The 19396-nt window shown below is 73.5% G+C and carries 21 protein-coding genes and 1 pseudogene; 10 read left to right on the top strand and 12 right to left on the bottom strand.

Going from position 1 to position 19396, the window contains the following annotated elements; all coding sequences use genetic code 11:
- The first annotated feature begins 64 nt into the window (after positions 1-64).
- Complete coding sequence (locus ACFVVX_RS24295; RefSeq protein WP_387948842.1) at positions 65-712, top strand: DUF4360 domain-containing protein; 648 nt, start codon at positions 65-67, stop codon at positions 710-712.
- A gap of 107 nt (positions 713-819) precedes the next feature.
- Here ACFVVX_RS24295 and ACFVVX_RS24290 read toward each other — a convergent pair whose 3' ends face one another.
- From ACFVVX_RS24290 to ACFVVX_RS24260, 7 genes are all read right to left on the bottom strand, one after another.
- Positions 820-1155, bottom strand: coding sequence for a TcmI family type II polyketide cyclase (locus tag ACFVVX_RS24290; protein WP_387948841.1), 336 nt, complete (start codon positions 1153-1155; stop codon positions 820-822).
- A gap of 5 nt (positions 1156-1160) precedes the next feature.
- Positions 1161-1616 carry an SRPBCC family protein gene (locus ACFVVX_RS24285; RefSeq protein ID WP_387948700.1) on the bottom strand — a complete coding sequence of 152 codons (456 nt, stop codon included), beginning with the start codon at positions 1614-1616 and terminating at the stop codon, positions 1161-1163.
- A gap of 1 nt (position 1617) precedes the next feature.
- On the bottom strand, positions 1618-1878 hold the full coding sequence (locus ACFVVX_RS24280) for an acyl carrier protein (RefSeq protein WP_387948699.1): 261 nt from the start codon (positions 1876-1878) through the stop codon (positions 1618-1620).
- A 78-nt stretch (positions 1879-1956) separates the two neighbouring features.
- Positions 1957-3198, bottom strand: coding sequence for a beta-ketoacyl synthase N-terminal-like domain-containing protein (locus ACFVVX_RS24275; protein ID WP_387948698.1), 1242 nt, complete (start codon positions 3196-3198; stop codon positions 1957-1959).
- Positions 3199-3203: 5 nt separating this feature from the next.
- Positions 3204-4460: a beta-ketoacyl-[acyl-carrier-protein] synthase family protein gene (locus tag ACFVVX_RS24270; RefSeq protein ID WP_387948697.1), complete on the bottom strand. Its 1257-nt coding sequence runs from the start codon at positions 4458-4460 to the stop codon at positions 3204-3206.
- Entirely contained in the window at positions 4457-4882 is a 426-nt protein-coding gene (locus tag ACFVVX_RS24265; RefSeq protein ID WP_387948696.1) for a cupin domain-containing protein, read from the bottom strand. Before ACFVVX_RS24265 ends, ACFVVX_RS24270 begins: the two co-directional genes overlap by 4 nt.
- 46 nt (positions 4883-4928) lie before the next feature.
- A complete protein-coding gene (locus tag ACFVVX_RS24260; RefSeq protein ID WP_387948695.1) occupies positions 4929-6092 on the bottom strand; it encodes a SchA/CurD-like domain-containing protein in 1164 nt (387 codons plus the stop codon).
- Positions 6093-6394: 302 nt separating this feature from the next.
- Here ACFVVX_RS24260 and ACFVVX_RS24255 point away from each other — a divergent pair, with 302 nt between their 5' ends.
- Entirely contained in the window at positions 6395-8020 is a 1626-nt protein-coding gene (locus tag ACFVVX_RS24255; RefSeq protein ID WP_387948694.1) for an FAD-dependent oxidoreductase, read from the top strand.
- Between the two features lie 87 nt (positions 8021-8107).
- On the opposite strand, the gene ACFVVX_RS24250 is transcribed toward ACFVVX_RS24255, so the two are convergent.
- Positions 8108-9769 (bottom strand): APC family permease, encoded by a 1662-nt coding sequence (locus ACFVVX_RS24250; RefSeq protein WP_387948693.1) that lies wholly within the window; start codon positions 9767-9769, stop codon positions 8108-8110.
- 386 nt (positions 9770-10155) lie between these two features.
- Between ACFVVX_RS24250 and ACFVVX_RS24245 the strand changes: the two genes are divergently transcribed.
- From ACFVVX_RS24245 to ACFVVX_RS24220, 6 genes are read left to right on the top strand one after another with little or no spacing between them, the layout of a single operon-like run.
- Entirely contained in the window at positions 10156-10458 is a 303-nt protein-coding gene (locus ACFVVX_RS24245; protein ID WP_387948692.1) for an urease subunit gamma, read from the top strand.
- A 14-nt stretch (positions 10459-10472) separates the two neighbouring features.
- Positions 10473-10784 (top strand): urease subunit beta, encoded by a 312-nt coding sequence (locus tag ACFVVX_RS24240; RefSeq protein WP_387948840.1) that lies wholly within the window; start codon positions 10473-10475, stop codon positions 10782-10784.
- Positions 10777-12513, top strand: coding sequence for an urease subunit alpha (locus ACFVVX_RS24235; protein ID WP_387948691.1), 1737 nt, complete (start codon positions 10777-10779; stop codon positions 12511-12513). The genes ACFVVX_RS24240 and ACFVVX_RS24235 overlap by 8 nt, the downstream gene beginning before the upstream one ends.
- Before the next feature lie 13 nt (positions 12514-12526).
- Positions 12527-13195, top strand: coding sequence for an urease accessory protein UreF (locus ACFVVX_RS24230; protein WP_387948690.1), 669 nt, complete (start codon positions 12527-12529; stop codon positions 13193-13195).
- Complete coding sequence (gene ureG / locus ACFVVX_RS24225; RefSeq protein WP_387948689.1) at positions 13185-13865, top strand: urease accessory protein UreG; 681 nt, start codon at positions 13185-13187, stop codon at positions 13863-13865. Before ACFVVX_RS24230 ends, ureG begins: the two co-directional genes overlap by 11 nt.
- Positions 13862-14632: an urease accessory protein UreD gene (locus ACFVVX_RS24220; protein ID WP_387948688.1), complete on the top strand. Its 771-nt coding sequence runs from the start codon at positions 13862-13864 to the stop codon at positions 14630-14632. The genes ureG and ACFVVX_RS24220 overlap by 4 nt, the downstream gene beginning before the upstream one ends.
- 16 nt (positions 14633-14648) lie before the next feature.
- Here ACFVVX_RS24220 and ACFVVX_RS24215 read toward each other — a convergent pair whose 3' ends face one another.
- The gene (locus ACFVVX_RS24215; RefSeq protein ID WP_387948687.1) at positions 14649-15815 is read right to left on the bottom strand and encodes a copper resistance D family protein; all 1167 of its coding nucleotides are present in this window, start codon (positions 15813-15815) and stop codon (positions 14649-14651) included.
- A gap of 251 nt (positions 15816-16066) precedes the next feature.
- On the bottom strand, positions 16067-16564 hold the full coding sequence (locus tag ACFVVX_RS24210) for a MarR family winged helix-turn-helix transcriptional regulator (protein ID WP_387948686.1): 498 nt from the start codon (positions 16562-16564) through the stop codon (positions 16067-16069).
- Between the two features lie 373 nt (positions 16565-16937).
- Here ACFVVX_RS24210 and ACFVVX_RS24205 point away from each other — a divergent pair, with 373 nt between their 5' ends.
- A complete protein-coding gene (locus ACFVVX_RS24205) occupies positions 16938-17660 on the top strand; it encodes a phosphatase PAP2 family protein (RefSeq protein WP_387948685.1) in 723 nt (240 codons plus the stop codon).
- Positions 17661-17696: 36 nt separating this feature from the next.
- Here ACFVVX_RS24205 and ACFVVX_RS24200 read toward each other — a convergent pair whose 3' ends face one another.
- Both ACFVVX_RS24200 and ACFVVX_RS24195 read right to left on the bottom strand, forming a co-directional pair.
- Positions 17697-18650 (bottom strand): M48 family metalloprotease, encoded by a 954-nt coding sequence (locus ACFVVX_RS24200; protein ID WP_387948684.1) that lies wholly within the window; start codon positions 18648-18650, stop codon positions 17697-17699.
- Entirely contained in the window at positions 18647-19027 is a 381-nt protein-coding gene (locus tag ACFVVX_RS24195) for a BlaI/MecI/CopY family transcriptional regulator (RefSeq protein ID WP_387948683.1), read from the bottom strand. The genes ACFVVX_RS24200 and ACFVVX_RS24195 overlap by 4 nt, the downstream gene beginning before the upstream one ends.
- Before the next feature lie 179 nt (positions 19028-19206).
- Here ACFVVX_RS24195 and ACFVVX_RS24190 point away from each other — a divergent pair.
- Positions 19207-19396: pseudogene (locus ACFVVX_RS24190) on the top strand (peptidase M75); the annotation flags it as partial.

The following is a 19396-nucleotide window of genomic DNA, read 5'->3' as shown; positions in this document are numbered from 1 at the left end:
GCACGTGGGGGTGCGTGGCCCTGGGCCGGTGGGCGAGCGGAAGGAAACGCCCGTGACTATACGCATGCTGGCCGTCGCCGGTGCAGCGGCTGCACTGCTCGGCTCCTCGGTCCTCGGCGGCGCCGGCGGCGCCGCCACCACCGGCTGGAGCACGCCTCCCCCGGACAAGATCGTCATCGACGTGGCCACCGTCAACGGGTCCGGCTGCCCGGCCGGGACGGCCGCCGTCGCCGTCTCCCCGGACAACACGGCCTTCACCGTCACGTACAGCCAGTACGTCGCCCAGGTGGGTGTCGGATCCAAGCCCACCGACTTCCGGAAGAACTGTCAGCTCAACCTGAACGTCCACGTCCCGCAGGGCTTCACCTACGCGATCGCCTCCGCCGACTACCGGGGCTTCGCGCACCTGGAGAAGGGGGCGAGTGCCGTGCAGAAGGCCAACTACTACTTCCAGGGCTCGCCCCAGACCGCCTCGCTCAGCCACCAGTTCACCGGGAGGCTCGACGACAGCTGGCAGGCGACCGACAGCGTCGCCGTCGCGGCCCTGGTCTGGGCGCCCTGCGGGGAACTGCGCAACTTCAACATCAACACCGAGCTCCGGGTCAGCGCCGGCACCTCGGACCAGACCCGGACCACCAGCTTCATGACCATGGACTCCACCGACGGCAGCATCAACACCGTCTACCACCTCGCCTGGCGGCAGTGTCCCTGAGCTCCGCCGAACCGCCGGGGCCGTCGTCGAACGGACCGTAGGGCGGCCCGACGCCCGAGGGGACCGCCCCGGCCGCTGCCGGGTCGGTCCCCTCGGGGGAGGCGGGGTCAGTTGAGGCCGGCGCCGCGCTCCCAGCGGTAGAACTCGCGTGCCATGGCGTCCTTGGGCTCGCGCCAGGTGAGCGGGTCGAACGCCTGGACGTAGGCGGTGAGGCGGTCGCTGACGTCCCGGAACTCCGGGTGCCCGGCCACCTTGGCCACGGCCGGGCCCGGCGGTCGGTCGGCCTCGATCAGATGCAGGTAGACATCGCCGAACTGGAACAGGCTCCGGCCGGTGACACCGATCAGGTGCGGCAGTTCGCCCCGGTCGGACTCGGCGAACACCTCGGCGATGCCCTGGGCGGCGTCCGGCTTCATCCGGGCGACGATGAGGGCGCGATGCATCGGGCTCATGCGTCCCCAGCCCTCTTCTCGACCTTCTCGCGGATCAGCTGCAGCTGGATCCGCGAGTTGCGGTTGATGTGGTTGACCATGCCGTCGTCGTCGACGGGCGCGGTCGGCTTCATCGCGAAGTCCTGGATCCAGCGCATCCTGGTGCCGGCCGGGACCTCCGCGTACTCCCAGCGGATGTCCATGAACTCGAACGGGCCGGGCTCGACCCGGCGGGCGCGCACCGCGAGCGAGGAGCGGTCGGTGGTGCGCTCGGAGACCCAGCTCCACACCTGGCCGTTCTCGTCGGGGTGCATGGTGAGCCGGAACGTGACGCTGTCGCCCTCGCGCTCCAGCACCTCGACCGAGGCGTACTCGCTGAACAGCTGCGGCCAGTTCTCCAGGTCGTTGGTGATCTCCCAGACCAGGTCGAGCGGCGCGGCGATGACGATCTCGTTGTCGGTGTGTCCGGGCATCTCAGGCACCCGCCTTCGTGGCGAGCGAGGAGTTGACCAGGTCCAGGAACTCGGCCGGGGTCTTGGCCGACTCCGCGCCGTTGGTGACCTTCAGGCCGTGCCGGTTCTCCAACTCGCCGACCACGCCGAGCAGACCGAGGGAGTCGACGCCGAACTCGTCGAAGTCGGAGCCCGGGCGCTCCAGGTCGAGCGGGTCGATCACGACGCCGGCCCGGGCCTGGATCAGCGCGGCCAGTTCGGGATAACTGAGGGTGTTGCTCACGGGGTGTTCCCTTCGGATCAAGGCGGATCAGGGGCGGATCGAAAGCGGACCGGGCGGGGACGAGGGGGCCGGCAGGGCTCAGCCCCGCTCGTCGCGCCGGACCACCAGTGCGGCGTTGGAGCCCATCAGCCCGCGGCTGAGCACCAGCGCGGTGCGCAGTTCGGCCGGTCGGGCGCGGTCGGTCACCAGGGCGAGGTCGTGGCAGACCTCGGTGACGTTGGGGGTGGGCGGCAGGATGCCGTCCTCCATGGCGAGCACGGCGGCGGCCACGTCGAGCATCGGCGCACCGCAGTACGCCCGCCCGATACCGGCCTTGGGCGCGGTGACCGGGACGCGTTCGGCGTACGTGCCGAGGGCGTCGGCCAGCGCGAGGGCCTCGGCCCGGTCGGCGGCGGGGACGCCCAGGGCGTCGGCGAAGACCACGTCGATCTCCTCGGGGGAGATCCGGGCCTCCTCCAGGGCGATCCGGACGGCGTGGGCCAGGCCCGCCCGGGAGTCCTCCCAGCGGGAGGCGCCGGTGAAGGTGGCGCCGTGCCCGGCCAGCCGGGCCCGGACCCTGGCGCCGCGTGCGCGGGCCGTCTCCTCGTCCTCCAGCAGCAGCATCGCGCCGCCCTCGGCGGGAGCGAAGCCGGTGGCCGCCGGTGAGAACGGCAGGTAGGCCCGCGCCGGGTCCTCGGCGAGGCTGAGCTCGGGGTAGCCGAGCTGGCAGACCATCGAGTACGGGGCCAGCGGGGCCTCGGCCGCGCCGACCACCACCGCGTCGGTGCCGCGCCGGATGGCCCGGGCGGCGTGGGCGAGGGCGTCCAGGCCGCCGGCCTCGTCGCTGGCGACCACCCCGCACGGGCCCTTGTAGCCGCCGCGGATCGAGATCTGGCCGGTGCTGGCCGCGTAGAACCAGGCGATGGACTGGTACGGGCCGACGAACTGCGGTCCCTGGCCCCAGAGTTGCTGGAGCTCGCGCTGGCCGAACTCGCCTCCGCCGGAGCCGGCCGCGGTCACCACGCCCACGCCGAACGGATCCTGCGGGTCGGGTACGAAGCCGGCGTCCGCGACGGCGAGGTCGGCGGCGGCCATCGCGTAGTGCGTGAACCGGTCGGTCTGGACCAGGAAGCGGCTGTCGATCGCGTCCTGCGGGGCGAAGTCCCGCACCTGGCCCGCGATGCGCAGGGGAAAGTCCGCGCATCCGTCGCGCGATATCCGGTCGAGGACGCTCACGCCCTGCCTGGTGGCCTTCCAGAAGGCGTCTGCTCCGACACCGTTCGGCGCCACCACCCCGAGGCCGGTGACCACGGCCCGGCGGCCCTGCTGACGTGACGTCATGGATCTCACCCCGTTCTGTTGAGCACGACGGCGGACTGGAATCCGCCGAATCCGCTGCCGACCGACAGGATGTGACTGAGCGGCAGCTCGCGCGCGGTGCGCGGCACGTAGTCGAGGTCGCACTCCGGGTCCGGAGTGTCGTAGTTGGCCGTCGGCGGGACGACGCCGTGGGCGAGCGCGAGGGTGCAGGCGACCAGCTCGATCGCGCCGATCGCACCGAGCGAGTGCCCGACCATCGACTTGATCGAGCTCATCGGCGTCTCGTAGGCGTGCCGGCCCAGCGAGCGCTTGACGGCGGCGGTCTCGTGCCGGTCGTTCTGCTTGGTGCCCGATCCGTGCGCGTTGACGTAGTCGACGTCGGTGCGGTCCACCCGGGCGTGGGCGAGCGCGCTGTCGATCGCCCGGGACATCTCCAGCCCCTCCTGGGTGAGGCCGGTCATGTGGTAGGCGTTGCCGAAGGTGGCGAAGCCGCCGATCTCGCCGTAGATCCGGGCGCCCCGGCGGCGGGCGTGCTCCAGTTCCTCCAGCACCAGGACGGCGCCGCCCTCGCCGAGGACGAAGCCGTCCCGGTGGGCGTCGAAGGGACGGGAGGCGTGCTCCGGGTCGTCGTTGCGCTCGCTGGTCGCCTTGATGGCGTCGAAGCAGGCGACGGTGATCGGCGAGATCGGGGAGTCGGAGGCGCCGGCGATGCAGATGTCGGCGCGCCCCTCCTCGACGGCCTGGAAGGCGTAGCCGATCGCGTCCAGACCGGAGGTGCAGCCGGTGGAGACGGTCTGCACCGGGCCGTGGGCGCCGGTCCGCTCGGCGACGGCCGAGGCCAGCGTGCTGGGCGCGAAGGCCCGGTGCAGCTGGGGCTCGGCCCGGCGGTGGTCGACGTCCCAGCGGGCGCCGCCGGCGCTGACCAGCGCGTAGTCGTGCTCCAGCCGGGTGGTGCCGCCGACCGCGGTGCCGAGCGAGACGCCGATCCGCCACGGATCCTCCGCGGCCAGGTCCAGGCCCGCGTCGGCGACCGCCTCGTCCGCCGCCACCATCGCGAACTGTACGTAGCGGTCGGCCCGTTGGACGTCCTCCGGGCCGAGCCCGTGAGCCGCCGGGTCGAAGTCGCACTCGGCGGCGATCCGGGAGCGGAACCCGGTGGGATCGAAGAGCGTGATGCCCCGGGTCGCCGTCCGGCCGGAGGTGAGCAGCCGCCAGAAGGCCGGCACGCCCACCCCGCCGGGGGCGACCACACCGATCCCGGTGACGGCGACGCGCCTGGTCACGAGGCCACCTTGGCGTGTTCCGGCGGGCCGGCGGCGATGGTCTCCTCGGTGTCGACGTGGCCGAGTTCGGGGCGGGGGGCCAGCGGGCCGAGGTGGAAGACCATCCGGGCCTCGGTGTCGCCGACGTTGCGGAAACGGTGGCGCATGTTGAGCGGGATCATCAGGCCCTGGTTGGGCTTCAGCGGGTGGGCGACCCCGTCCAGGTCCACCTCCAGGTCACCGCACACCACGAACACGAACTCCTCGGAGTACGGGTGGTAGTGCTCGCCGATCCGCTCGCCGGGCCGGACGATCGCCAGGCCCATGAACCCGCTGGTGGCACCGCAGGTGGCCGGGGTGAGCATGGCGCGCAGATCGCCGCCGCGCCGGCGGTTCTCCGGTGCCTCGTCGACGTTCACGATCCGTGGGTACTGCGTGGACATGGTTACTTCCTCCGGGCTGGATCTGGGCTGGGGGTGGGGCGATCGGTCAGTCGTCCTGCGAACTGCGGTCGGTGACCGGGCTCATGGAGCGGGCGGCGAGGAAGGCACCGAGTCCGGCGACGGTCCGCAGGTCGCCCTCGGCGCCGAGGTCGAGCAGCCGGCCGAGGAGCGCGGCCTCCCGCTCGCCCGCCACGCCGAGCGCGGCCGCGGGGTCGGCCTCGGCGGGCACCCGCAGGTCCACCAGGCGGACCACGGTGTCCTCGCGGTGGAAGACGGTGCTCGCCGCGACCGGGCCGGTCGGGTCGGCGGTGGCGAGGTCGTCGTGCTCGGCCAGCAGCGCGGCCACGGCGTCGCCGTTGCCGGGCTTCACCGGGTAGAGCACGGCGTGCCGGTGCAGGCGCCCGGCCGGCGCGGTGGCGATCGCCTGGTGCTCGGCGGGCAGCGCGGCACGGGCGAAGAAGGCCCGCGCGGCCTGCGGGTCGCCGAGCTGGCGGGCCTCCTCCAGGAAGGGGTTGATCGCCTCCTCGACGGCCCGCACCTCGGGCTGCATCGCGACGTGGCGCAGCGCGTCGCCGAGGTTGCCGATCACCTCGACGGCCCGGACCACCCGGTTGCCGTGCATGAACAGCGAGGTGCGGCGCAGCCGGGTTTCCTCGTCGACCTCGGCCTTGGGGGAGGCGTAGCCGGAGAGGATCCGGGCCACCTGGTGCTCGCTGCCGGGCTTCACGGTGAAGGTCAGGGCGTGCCGGACCACTCCGTCCGGGCCGGGGGCGGCCTTCGGCGGGCCGACGTGCCCGGCCGGCACGGTGCGCGGCAGGCCGGGCGGCACCTCCACCGGCTTGCGGGTGCCGGTGGCACCGGCCGCCGAGGTCTCCCGCAGGATCGAGTAGCGCAGCGAGCGGAAGGTGTCGCTGACGCAGCCGTGCATGGGCTTGACCATCTCGCGGTGCGCCGGGCTGTCCACCCACTCCAGGAACGTCTCCTGGTCCTTCCACTCACTGGTGATCAGCCACTGCCGGGGGTCGTTGATCGACTGGCAGAGCTGGTCGCTGACGTGGCCGGGGACCGAGGCCACCTGGTGGCGCAGCTTCTCGTACACGTCGAGGAAGCGCTGCTGGGCGCCGTCCTTGATCTCCAGCATCAGCATCACGCGGAGCCGGGTGTGGGACTCGGCGTGCTGGTGCGCCTGCGGTTCGGACAGAGTCGTCATGATCCACTTTCTGCTCTGGGCCGCACGCGTCGGGCCGCGCGGTGGGCGGCATCCGGCGAGGGTCCCCGACGGGCGGAGGGTGCGGTGGTCGGTCGGCCCGGGCGGCGGCGCCAGGCCTGAGGTCGATCGTGCGCGGCGGGCCCGGGCTGCGCGAGATATGCGGGCCATCCGAGCGAAGAGGCGGCACAAGACCCTCGGCGCGGGGGATGGAAGGACGGGGCCGCCGTGTGTGCGGGCCCCGCCGAGGGCGGCGCCGAGCCCCGTAGCCGGGCCGCGGATCCCCGTACAGGCTGGAGCAATTGATGAATCCGAAGGTTGACGACCGGGTGCCGGTCCTGATCGTGGGGGGCTCGCTGGTCGGGCTGTCCGCGTCGCTCTTCCTGGGCCGACTGGGTGTCAGACACCTGCTGGTCGAGAAGCACGCGGACACCTCGCATCACCCGCGTGGCCGAGGCAACAACGTCCGAACGATGGAGCTCTACCGGGGGGCCGGGATCGAGCAGCCGATCCGCGAGGCGGCCTCGGTGCTCGCCGCGAACCACGGCATCCTGCAGGCCCCCTCACTGACCGGGCCGGAGCAGGAGTGGCTGTTCCGGGAGATCGACCCGGGTGGTCGGCTGGCCCGGTTCAGCCCCAGCTCGTGGTGCCTGTGCAGCCAGAACGACCTGGAGCCGGTGCTGCTGCGGGCGGCGCGCGAGCTGGGCGGCGAGCTGCGGTTCAGCACCGAGCTGCTCTCCTTCGAGCAGGACGCCGAGGGGGTGACGGCGCTGCTGCGCAGCCGGGAGACGGGTGAGGAGCGGACGGTCCGGGCGCAGTACCTGATCGCGGCGGACGGCCCGCGCAGCCCGGTCCGGGAGCGGCTCGGGATCGGCCAGAGCGGCAAGGGCGAGCTGTTCCACAACGTCAGCATCACCTTCCGGGCCAAGCGGCTGGCGGAGGTGGTGGGCGACCGGCACTTCATCGCCTGCTACCTGACCAACCCGGAGGCCGACGGCGCGCTGCTGCCGGTGGACAACCACGAGGAGTGGGTGTTCCACGCGCCCTGGCACCCGGAGCACGGGGAGCCGCTGGAGGCGTTCACCGACGAGCGGTGCGTGCGGCACATCCGGACCGCCGTCGGGATGCCGGACCTCGACGTCGAGGTCACCGGGAAGGCGCCCTGGCACGCGGCGGAGCGGGTGGCCGAGCGGTACTCGACCGGTCGGGTGTTCCTGGCCGGCGACTCGGCGCACGAGATGTCGCCGACCGGTGCGTTCGGCTCCAACACCGGTATCCAGGACGCGCACAACCTGGCCTGGAAGCTGGCCGCGGTGCTCTGCGGCTGGGCCGGTCCGGGGCTGTTGGAGAGCTACGGCGAGGAGCGCCGGCCGGTCGCGCAGGTGACCGGTGAGCGGGCCTCGGCGCGCTCGGCGGAGCACAGCCACCCGGGGTACGCGGTGGTGCCGGGGGTGGGTCGGCAGGCCGGGGTGCTGGCGGTGGCGCTCGGCTACCGCTACCCGGCGGGCGCGGTGGCCGGGACGGACCGCGACGGCCCGGTGGTGCCGGAGGCGTTCGAGTCGGCGGGCGAGCCCGGCAGCCGGGCGCCGCACCAGTGGCTGCTGCGGGCCGGCGTGCGGCTGTCCACGCTCGACCTGTACGAGCAGGCGATGGTGCTGCTGACCGGTCCCGAGGGCACGGCCTGGCACGAGGGCGCCCGGCGGGCGGCCGACCGGCTGGCCGTCCCGCTGGACGCCTACCGGATCGGCACCGGCGCGGAGGACGACCTGGCGCCCGAGCCCGGCGCGGACTTCGCCGAGCTGCACGGCCTCCGGCCGGACGGCGCGGTGCTGGTCCGCCCCGACGGCTTCGTCGCCTGGCGCTCGCCGGGCGCGGCGGACGACCCGGAGGCGGCGGTGGAGGCGGCGCTGCGCACGGTGCTGAGCACGTAGCACCGGCCGCGCCACAACGGGACGGGCCCGCCGGGGTGAACCGGCGGGCCCGTCCTGGTGTGTGACCGTTCGTCGGTGACGGGGGTGTCAGTGGCCGCCCGCGTCGACCACCTCGATGTCCTCGATGTTCTGCTCGATCGCGTCGGCGGGCAGCGCCACCCGGATCGCCCAGAAGTAGACGGCGAGGGCGAAGGCGGCGACGGCGCCCATGTCCCACCACATCGGGATGTTGCCCCGGCCGTCGCCGAAGCCGCCCTGCCAGGAGATCAGGCCCAGGCCGATGAGGTAGACCGGCAGCCACTGGGCGGCGCGCCAGTCCAGGCGCGGCGCGTTCGGCAGGCCCTTGCGGATCGCGTAGGCGGCGTAGCTGCCGAGCAGGACGTAGCCGAGGACGATCGCGATGCCCAGGCGGGACAGGGTGTGCCAGCCGGCCCAGTAGATGATCAGGCTGGCGACCACGAAGGCCAGCGGGGAGATCACCCCGCCGAACGGGAGCCGGTAGGAGCGGTCGCGCTCGGGCAGGCGGCGGCGCAGGGCGCCGAAGGCGAGCGGGGCGCCGGCGTACATCAGCACGCTGGCGGAGGTGATGAAGCCGACCAGCTCCTGCCAGCTGGGGAAGGGCAGGAAGCAGATCACGCCGGTGACGAAGGAGAGGATCAGGCCGAACCACGGCACGCCGCGGCTGTCGAGCTGCTCGAACTTCTGCGGCGCGTAGCCGTTCTTGCTCAGGCCGTAGGAGATGCGCGAGGTGGAGGTGGTGTAGATCAGGCCGGTGCCGCCGGGGGAGACGATGGCGTCGAAGTACAGCACCCAGGCGAGCCAGCCGAGGCCGACCAGGGTGGCGAGGCCGGCGAACGGGCCCTCGATGCCGGGGAAGTCGAGCTTGTCCCAGCCGGCCGCGAAGGAGCTGGCCGGCAGCGCGCCGATGAAGACGACCTGCAGCAGGACGTAGATCAGGGTGCCGATGGCCACCGAGCCGAGCACGGCGCGCGGGATGTCGCGCTTGGGGTTGCGGCTCTCACCGGAGATCTGGATGGCCTGCTCGAAGCCGAGCAGCGCGAAGATGATGCCGCTGGAGCTGATCGCGGCGAGCACGCCCTTGATGCCGAACGGGGCGAAGCCGTGCGAGGTGAAGTTCGAGCCGTGGAAGTTGGTCAGCGCGAGGACGAAGATCGCGAGCAGCGGCACGAAGATCTTCAGCCAGGTGGCGACCGAGTTGGTGCGGGCCAGCACCCTCACACCGAGGAAGTTGACCGCGACGAAGACGCCCATCAGCAGCACGGCGACGATGAAGCCGCTGGTGGTGAGGGTGCCGTTGTCGTTGAGGAAGCTCTTCGCGAACTCCCAGTGGCCCGCGTAGCCGATCATCGCCTCGACCTCGATCGGGGCGACGGTCGCGGCCTGCAGCCAGGAGAACCAGCCGAACGACATGCCCGCCAGGCCGCCGAACGCGTAGTGCGGGTAGCGCGCGGTGCCGCCGGCGACGGGGAAGAGCCCGCCGAGCTCGGCGTGCACCAGGGCGAGCAGCACGATCGCCACGGCGCCGATGCCCCAGGAGATGAGCGCCGCCGGACCGGCCACGATGACGGCGTTCTTGGCGCCGAACAGCCAGCCGGAGCCGATGATCGAGCCCACCGAGGCCCAGAGGAGGCCGATCAGGCCGACCTCGCGGCGCAGCGAGCGGTGGGCGGGGGCCCCGGTGCCGGTGGTGTCGGTACCCGGCGGGGAGAGCTGGTTGAGGGATGCCATGCGAAATCTCTCTGTGGTGTGGGGGCCCCGCAGTCGGAGCGCGGAGAGTTGCCACACAGTAGGCGTATTCATAGGCCTATGCACAGATTTCATTACTGAATGTTTACCTACTTTGCTGGATATCCTCGCAGGTAGGGGGCCATCTGTTCATGCGCGTGTTACGTGACTCGTGAGTAGTTTCAGCATTTGAGCATGAATTGAGCTTCCGTCGTCCGTCGGGCATTCTTAACGGCCCATAGGGTTATAGAAATAGTGGCCGACGCATAGTGATACCGGCGTGGTCGCCACGATGCCCTGCCTCCAAGGGTCGTTCGTCGGCTACGGTATGCGTCACATCGCGGCACAGCGTCGTGTCCGCGCGCTCTTACCCCCTCGAAGGTGCGCGCATGAAACTCACCCCTCACGAGCAGGAGCGCCTGCTCGTCCACGTGGCCGCGGACGTGGCCCGCTCGCGCCGGGCCCGCGGCCTGCGGCTGAACCACCCCGAGGCCGTCGCGCTGATCAGCTCGCACGTGCTGGAGGGCGCCCGGGACGGCCGCACGGTGGCCGAGCTGATGGAGTCCGGCCGCAAGGTCCTCACGCGTGCGGACGTGATGGACGGGATCGCCGAGATGATCCCGGACGTCCAGGTCGAGGCGACCTTCCCCGACGGCACCAAGCTGGTCACCGTCCACGGGCCGATCCTGTGACGACCGGCGAGGGCCTGATCCCCGGTCAGATCCTGTACGGCGAGGGCGACATCCGGCTCAACGCCGGTCTTCCGGTCACCCGTCTGATCGTCGTCAACGCCGCCGACCGGCCCGTGCAGATCGGCTCGCACTACCACTTCGCCGAGGCCAACCCGGGCCTGGAGTTCGACCGCGCGGCCGCCCGCGGCCTGCGGCTGAACATCCCCGCCGGCACCGCCGTCCGCTTCGAGCCGGGCATCCCGGCGGAGGTCGGACTCGTCCCGATCGGAGGCCGCCGCGAGGTCGCGGGCCTGCGCGGGGAGACCGGCGGGCCGCTCGATGGCTGACCGGCCCGCCCTGATCCTGACCCGCGAGCGCTACGCCGCCCTGTACGGGCCGACCGCCGGCGACCGGATCCGGCTCGGCGACACCAACCTGCTGATCGAGATCGAGGAGGACCGCAGCCGCGGCGGCGACGAGGCCGTCTTCGGCGGCGGCAAGGTGATCCGCGAGTCGATGGGCCAGGCGCGCACCAGCCGCGCCGAGGGCGCCGCCGACACCGTGATCACCGGGGCCGTGGTGCTCGACCACTGGGGCGTGGTCAAGGCGGACATCGGCATCCGCGACGGCCGGATCACCGCCCTCGGCAAGGCCGGCAACCCCGAGACCATGGACGGCGTCCACCCCGGGCTGGTGATCGGCCCGGAGACCGAGGTGATCTCCGGCAACGGGAGGATCGTCACCGCCGGAGCCGTCGACGCCCACGTCCACCTGATCTGCCCGCAACTGGTCGACGAGGCGCTCTCCTCCGGGGTCACCACCCTGGTCGGCGGCGGCACCGGCCCCGCCGAGGGCACCAAGGCCACCACCATCACCCCGGGGGCCTGGCACCTGAGCCGGATCTTCGCCGCGATGGACGACCTGCCGGTCAACATCGGTCTGCTCGGCAAGGGCAACACCGTCAACCAGACGTCAATGCACGACCAACTGCGCTCCGGCGCGCTCGGCTTCAAGATCCACGAGGACTGGGGCGCCACCCCGGCCGCGATCGACGCCTGCCTGCGGGTCTGCGACCGGACGGGCGCCCAACTCGCCATCCACACCGACACCCTGAACGAGGCCGGGTTCGTCGGCGACACCCTGGCCGCGATCGCCGGACGGGGCATCCACGCCTACCACACCGAGGGCGCCGGCGGCGGGCACGCCCCCGACATCATCACCGTGGTGAGCGAGTCCAACGTGCTGCCCAGCTCCACCAACCCGACCAGGCCGCACACCGTCAACACCGTCGACGAGCACCTCGACATGCTGATGGTCTGCCACCACCTCAGCCCGCACGTGCCGGAGGACCTCGCCTTCGCCGAATCCCGGATCCGGCCCGCCACCATCGCCGCCGAGGACGTCCTGCACGACCTCGGCGCGATCTCCATCATCAGCTCCGACTCCCAGGCGATGGGCCGGATCGGCGAGGTGGTCCTGCGCACCTGGCAGACCGCCCACGTGATGAAGGCCCGGCGCGGCGCGCTGCCCGGCGACGGCCGCGCCGACAACCACCGGGCCCGGCGCTACGTCGCCAAGTACACCATCAACCCGGCCGTCGCCCAGGGCCTCGACGGCGAGATCGGCTCGGTCGAACCCGGCAAGCTCGCCGACCTGGTGCTCTGGACGCCCGCCTTCTTCGGCGCCAAGCCCGACCTGGTGATCAAGGGCGGCCAGATCGCCCGGGCCCAGACGGGCGACGCCAACGCCTCCATCCCCACCCCCCAACCCGTGCTGCCCAGGCCGATGTTCGGCGCCATCGGACGCTCGGCGGCCGGCAACTCGCTCAACTTCACGTCAGGGGCCGCGATCGAGGGCGGCCTGCCCGAGCGGCTAGCCGAACAGCTCGGCGTGGCCAAGGAGTTCACCGCGATCCGGAACACCCGCGGGGTCACCAAGGACCACATGGTCAACAACGACGCCCGGCCGGACGTCCGGGTCGATCCCGACACCTTCACCGTCACCGTCGACGGCGAGGTCGTCACCCCCGAACCCGCCACCGAACTGCCGCTCGCCCAGCGGTACTTCCTCTTCTGACCGGCGCGCCGCGATGGCCTCCACCGCCGCGCTCCTGCTGCTCGCCGACGGCCGCTTCCCGGCCGGCGGCCACGCCCACTCCGGCGGCGCCGAGGCGGCCGTCAAGGCCGGCCGGGTGCACGACACCGCGAGCATGACGGCCTTCCTCACCGGACGGCTGCACACCACCGGCCTCACCACGGCCGCGCTCGCCGCCGCGGCCGCCGCCGGGCAGGACACCGTCCTGCTCGACGCGGCCGCGGACGCCCGCACCCCCTCGCCCGCGCTGCGCCACACCAGTCGGCGCCTCGGCCGCCAGCTGCTGCGGGCCGCCCGCGCCGCCTGGCCGCACGAGCGGCTCGACCGGCTCGCCGAGCACTTCCCGCGCGGCGCGCACCAGCCGGTGGCCCTGGGCAGCGCCGCCCTGGCCGCCGGACTCACCCCCGGACAGACCGCGTCCGTCGCCGCCTACGAGAGCGTCAACGGCCCGGCCACCGCCTGCGTCCGGCTGCTGGGCCTCGACCCGTACGAGGTCGCCGCCGCGCTCGCCGGCCTCGCGCCGCAGCTCGACGCCGTGGCCGGGGCCGCCGTGACGGCGGCCCTGCTCGGCGACCCGGACGCCCTGCCCGCCGCCTCCGCCCCGCTGCTCGACGTCTACGCCGAACAGCACAGCTCCTGGAAGGTCCGCCTCTTTGCATCGTGACCACGTCGACCCCGTCGACGCACCGATCCGGCACACCCACTCCGCCGACGGCACCCGCCGCGCCCTGCGGATCGGCCTCGGCGGCCCGGTCGGCTCCGGCAAGACCGCCACCGTCGCCGCGCTCTGCCGACTGCTGCGCGAGGAGCTCTCGCTGGCCGTCGTCACCAACGACATCTACACCACCGAGGACGCCGAGTTCCTGCTCCGCAACGCCGTCCTGCCGCCCGAGCGGATCACCGCGGTCGAGACCGGCTGCTGCCCGCACACCGCCATCCGCGACGACATCTCCGCCAACCTGGAGGCCGTCGAGGACCTGGAGGAGGCGGTCGGGCCGCTCGACCTCGTCCTGGTGGAGTCCGGCGGCGACAACCTCACCGCCACCTTCAGCCGGGGCCTGGTCGACCACCAGATCTTCGTCATCGACGTCTCCGGCGGGGACAAGATCCCGCGCAAGGGCGGCCCCGGCGTCTCCACCTCCGACCTGCTGGTGATCAACAAGACCGATCTGGCCCCCCTGGTCGGCGCCGACCTGGAGGTGATGGCGCGCGACGCCGCCGCCCAGCGCGGCGCGCTGCCGACCGTCTTCTGCTCGCTCACCTCCGCCGAGGGCGTGCAGCCCGTCGCGGCCTGGCTCCGGGACCGGCTCGCCGACTGGCGCGGGGCGCGGTGACGGCGGCCGCGGCGGCCCCGGCCCGGATCGTGGCCGAGCCCGACGGGCGGGGCGGCACCGCCCTGCCCGTCCTGGCCGGCGCCGGACCGCTCGCCCCGCGCCGCACCACGGGCGCCGCGCCGGGCGCCCATGTCGTGATCGTCGGCTCGATGGCCGCGCCGCTCGGCGGGGACCGGCTCGCGCTGGCCGTCGAGGTGGCGCCCGGGGCGGCCCTCACGGTGACCGGCGCGGCCGCCACCCTCAGCCTCCCCGGGCGGCCGGGCACCGGGCCCGCCTCCTACGAGGTCGAGCTGACGGTGGGGGAGGGCGGCCGGCTCGACTGGCTGCCCGAGCCGGTGATCGCCGCCGCCGGCAGCCACCTCCTCCTGCGCACCCGGATCACCCTCGCCGCCGGCGCCCGGCTGCACTACCGCGAGGAGCAGGTGCTCGGCCGCCACCACGACTGGGTGCGGCTGGTCCCGCCCGGGCGGATCACCTCCCGGCTGACCGTCCGTCGGGCCGGGCGGACGCTGCTCGACCAGCAGACCGACCTCGGCGCCGGCGCCCCGGGCTGGGACGGCCCCGCCGTCCTCGGCGGCCACCGCGCCACCGGGCAGCTGCTGACCGTCGGCTGCCCGCCGCCCGCGGCGCCCGCCGGCGGCGACGCGGTCCTGCTCGCCCTGCCCGGTCCGGACACCGCGCTGCTCACCGCGGCCGCCCCCGACGCGCTGGCGCTGCGGAAGGTCCTCCGGCCCGGGCAGGGCCTGACGGGACTTGACGGGACCTGACGGGGCCCGACCGCCGTCAGGCGGTGACGGCGTCCTCGCGCCGCGCGAGGGCGTCGGAGACCCGCACCGTGACGAGGAAGGAGGCCGCGAGGGTGAGGACGAGCGCGGCGCCCGCGGCGAAGATGCTGCCGCTCGAAACGGCCGGCGGGCTGCCGGCCTCGGTGCGGGCGGACCCGGCGAGGAAGGGCACGGCGCCGAGGACCGCCACGCCGAGGGCGACCTCGACCCAGACGACCTTCGGGAAGTGCCGGAGCGTGAGGTGCAGCAGGGAGGCGGCCGAGTCGGCCTGCCGGGCCCGGGCGATCCGGGGCATCAGCCAGAACTGGTTGAAACCGCCCGCCACGATCATGGCGAGGACCAGCAGGATCTTGACCAGCAGGGCGAAGCCGTAGCCGGTGGTCCAGAGCTGGCCGAGGCCTCCGACGTGCTTCCAGCCGAGCCACAGGCCGGAGACGAGGACCACGCCGACGCAGACCAGGGCGACCAGGCTGAAGCGGCGCCAGAGATCGGCCCACAGCACCCCGGCGCCGGCGCCGAGCGCGCGGCGGGCGCCGGCGAGCGCCACCAGCAGGGCGAGGCCGCCGATCCACACCACGCCGCTGACGATGTGCAGTTGGTCGAGGACGGGATTGACGGTGGCGTCCGTGTCCTTCGGCTTGACCGCCGGTATCCCCGCGATGACCGTCACCAGGAGCGACAGCGGAAGGGCGGTCAGCGCGAGGGCGTCCAGGTGCCGTCGGGCCTGCGGGAGGAACAGTGCGAGCAGGACGGCGGAGGCCAGGACCAGGACGGCGTTCTGGACCAGGAAGAGCGTGCCCTGGGCCACCCAGGCGCCCTTGCCTGCCGGCGCCCGGAGGTAGTCCCAGATCCTCCCCGGCGCGAGGGCGTCACCGAAGGCCGTGCCCTTGCCCGCCCTGGCCACCCGGGCGGCCAGCTGGAAGTACCCGGCGACCAGCAGGACCAGCCCGGACCAGGCCAGGTACGACGCCGTTCTTCGGCGCAGCACCGCGGTGTCTCCGGCCGCTGCGGCCGCCGAGCGCAGGGCGGGGCGGACCACCGCGGCGTACGTGACCGTGGCGCCGATGGCTCCGGACAATCCGACGAAATAGCCTGATTTGGTGAGGATTCGATAGAGCGGGGGCATGGCGTAGCCGGCCGCAACGGTCAGGTGGGCGTGATTCATGCAGGAGAGGCTAACCTAAGTTTCGAGGTGCTTGTCTACGTCGCTGTCGACGCGTGGTCTCCCCGCGTTCCGATTGCGGCGGCAGGGCCGGGGGGCGGGGAGGTCCGGACCCCGCCCGGCCGCAGGGCGGGTGCCGGGGTCGGGGTCGAGGCGTTCGACTCGCGCCCCGGGAGCGGCTCGGCGCGCTCGACCCGGCCGGAGCCGTCGGTGTCACCCCACCCGGCCGCTGCGTCCGGGCTCCTGACGGTTCGTCAGTCCTGGGCTTCGGCAGGCGACTCGGGCGGGGCGGTCCTGTTCGGCCCGGTCCGGTTCGCCGCGGCGCAGACCCGGCGCAGCAGGGCGTTCAGCTGGATGCGCTCGCCCTTGGTGAGCGGGCGCAGGAGGTCGTCCTGGGCTGCGGCGGCGTCGGCGTGCATCCGCTCCAGCGCCTCCCGCCCGGCGGAGTTCACCATCACCACTTCGTGGCGGCGGTCGAGGTGGACGTGGAAGACCTCGACGAGCCGGGCGGTCAGGAGGTCCTGCACGACCGGCAGCGTCTCCGCGAGGGGGAGTCCGATGCGAGCGGCCAGGTCGGCCTTCCCGTGCGGCCCGTGCTCGGTGAGCGTCGCGAGCACCGACAGGTGCCGCCGGCTCATGCCGCGTTCGGCGAGGCGCTCGGCCAGCCGGAGCTCGGCGGCCTGGCCCGCCAGGGGCAGGAGGTGGATGGCCTGGTGGAGCGGGCTCGAAGATCCCTTCCGGCCGTCGTACATCTGCGCTCCATCCGCACGGCTGCCCTGGGGTCCGCCTCGCCGGGGTGCGGCCGGACCGCTGTGCCGTCTGCTCCGCCGCCATGGTCACGGTGTCCGCGCGCCCGTCGACCGGGATGGCTGTATCAGGGAACAGCCGCGCGCACCGTCTACGGAAGTGTAGACGAATCGGGTGGTGCGGGGATGCCGGTCCGGCAAGGCGTGTGCGGGGCCCGGGGCGGGTCGCGCCGCGGCCGTCACCGGTGTCTCGGGCGCCCTCGGTGCTTCAGGCGTTCCCGGCGTTCTGGGCGTCCTTGGCGTCCTTGGCTCCTGAATGTCTACAGTAATGTAGACGGAGATGGATGTGGAGGCATCCCCCGACGAGAGGTGCCGACCCATGCCGCGTCCCCCCGGGCGGTCGGCCGTGGCCGCCGGAATCCCCCTGCTGCTCTTCGGCCTGCTCACCGCCCTGGTCGCCGTCCACGGCTGGGGCCCGTATCCGGTGGAATCGGCCCTGCACTCCTGGGCGGTCGCGCACCGCCCCCCGTCGGCGGTGCACATCGCCGGCCTGGTGACGGACCTGGGGACCGGGCTCCCGCCCTACCTCGCGGCCGTCGCGGCGGGCCTCCTCCTCGCCCGGCGCCCGGCGAATCCGGTGAGTCCGGAGCGCCGGACCGCCCGGATCGCCCGGGCCTGCGCACCCCTGGTGGTGCTGGCCGTGGGACAGCTGGTCCGCAACGGACTCATGAGGGCCTGCGGTCGCCCGCGCCCGCCGGTGGCGGACTGGGTCGCCGCCTCGCCCAGCGGCTACGCCTACCCCTCCGGCCACAGCTTCACCGCCGCCGTCGCCGCCGGACTGCTCGGCTGGGCGATCCTCCGCAGCGCCCGGCGGCAGTGGGCGGTGCCGGTCGCTGCAGCGCTCGGCCTGACCGCGGCCGCGGTCGGCCTGACCCGCGTCTACCTCGGCGTGCACTGGCCCCTCGACGTGGTCGGCGGCTGGCTCCTCGCCGCGTTCTGGCTCGGCCTGACCCTGCCGCTGGTCCCGCTGGTCGGCCGGCCCCCGTCCGCCGGGTCCACGGCTGCGGCGTCGGCGGAGTCGGAGGCCGAAGGGCTGCGCTGATGCGGACCGCGCGGCCGCCGGTGGCCGGTGGCCGCGCTACGGCTGGACGATCTCCCGGACCTGCTCGATGTACTCGTGCAGGCCGTAGGCGGAGCCGACGCTCAGGGTGAGCGAGAGGGCGACGACGCCGAGCAGCGCGACGGCCGCCGTCCGCAGGGCCCGCCCGCGCGGGGGTGCGGGCGGAGGATCGAGCAGTGCGCTGACCCGGCGCGGGACCGGACCGGTCCCCATGGCCGGAAGCAGGCTGGGGTGCCGCCCCGAGGAGGCCGAGGCCAGGGCCGCGCGGGCGACGGCGGCGGCCGTCGTCTTCCGGTTCCCCACCGCGGTGGCCGCGTCCTCGTCCGCCCACCGCTCCAGCTGGAACGACGTCGCGGACGCCAGGCCGCGGACGGCCGGGTGCGCGGCCGAGGAGAGCTGGACCGTCCGCGCGAGCAGGTGGTGGCGCCCGGCGAGGTGGGACCGCTCGTGGGCGAGCAGGACGTCGCGCCCGTGGACGTCGAGGGTGCGCAGCATGGCCGCGGTCACCACGATCCGGCCGGTCCGACCGCCGTGGCCGGGAAGTGCGAAGGCGTCCGCGGACTCTCCCGGGACCACCACGAGTTCGCCGCCGTCCGGATGCCCGCCGACGGTCTGCCAGGTCTGTTCGAGCAGCTGCTGCTGCCGGCGCCACAGGCGCGCCATCAGGCCCGCGACGACCAGCAGGGCGGCTGCGCCGACCGTGGCGGCCGCGAGGGCGGCGGACGAATCCGCGTCGGCCCAGGAGTGTGCGAGCGTGCCGTCGGACACGAGCAGTTGGAGGTCGAGCAGCCCGCCGGCGACGAGGCCGCCCAGCGCCCAGACCGTGCTGCCGGCCAGGGCCACGGCCGAGCCGACCAGGGTGAGGGCGGCGGCCTTCGGCGGGAGGAGGTCGGCCAGACGCCGCGCCGCGGGGACGGCCGCCCACGGCCAGACGAGGGCCAGGACCAGCAGGACGACGACGAGGACGTTCACTCGCCGCCCTCCTCGGCGGTGTGCAGCAGGCGGCGCAGTACGTCCTCGTCGTCCGGGGAGAGGGCGGAGACGAAGCGCTCCAGGACGAGCGCCCGGTGCGGGTCGCTGTGCAGCTCGCGGTGCATCCGGCTGGCGGTCAGGCCGGGTGCGTCGTGCACGGGGGAGTACACGAAGCCGCGGCCGTCGCGTTCGCGCCGCAGCGTCCCCTTCTCGTGCAGGCGGGTGAGGATGGTCGTCACGGTGGTCCTGGCCAGCCGGTTGCCGAGGGCATCCCTGACCTGGCCGGCCGTGAGTGGCCCCGGTGCCGCCCAGAGGGCGGCCAGCACGTCGGCCACGAGCTCGCCGTGCGGCCGCCTGGGGTCGCTCCCGTCCGACATGTACGCCGCTCCTGTCCTCGATGGGCCCCGCGTCCAGCGTCCGTGCCCGTCCCTGATGACGACTACGGCGATGTAGACGACCAGGTCCTCTTTCATTAAGGTACGCCTAAGCTAACTGTACGGGGCTGCCTGCCCGGGCGGTTGGTCGATCCTGCCTTCCCCCTGCTTGGAGCCCCCACATGCCGTCCCGTCGTTCCACCGCCGCCACGCTGCTCGCCCTTGCCGTGGCGAGCGCCGCGCTGGCCGGCTGCTCGCAGAAGAAGGACGACAAGGCGTCGTCGGACGCGGTGAAGGTGACTGCGTCGGACACGGCGTGTGAGGTGTCGAGGACGTCGTTCCCGGCGGGGCATGTGGCGATCGAGATCGCGA

Origin of the sequence: Kitasatospora sp. NPDC058170 (assembly GCF_042883905.1) — a bacterium.
Taxonomy (GTDB): Bacteria; Actinomycetota; Actinomycetes; order Streptomycetales; family Streptomycetaceae; genus Kitasatospora.
The sequence above is the reverse complement of the archived record's forward strand: the minus strand, read 5'-3'. Positions and strand labels throughout refer to the sequence as shown.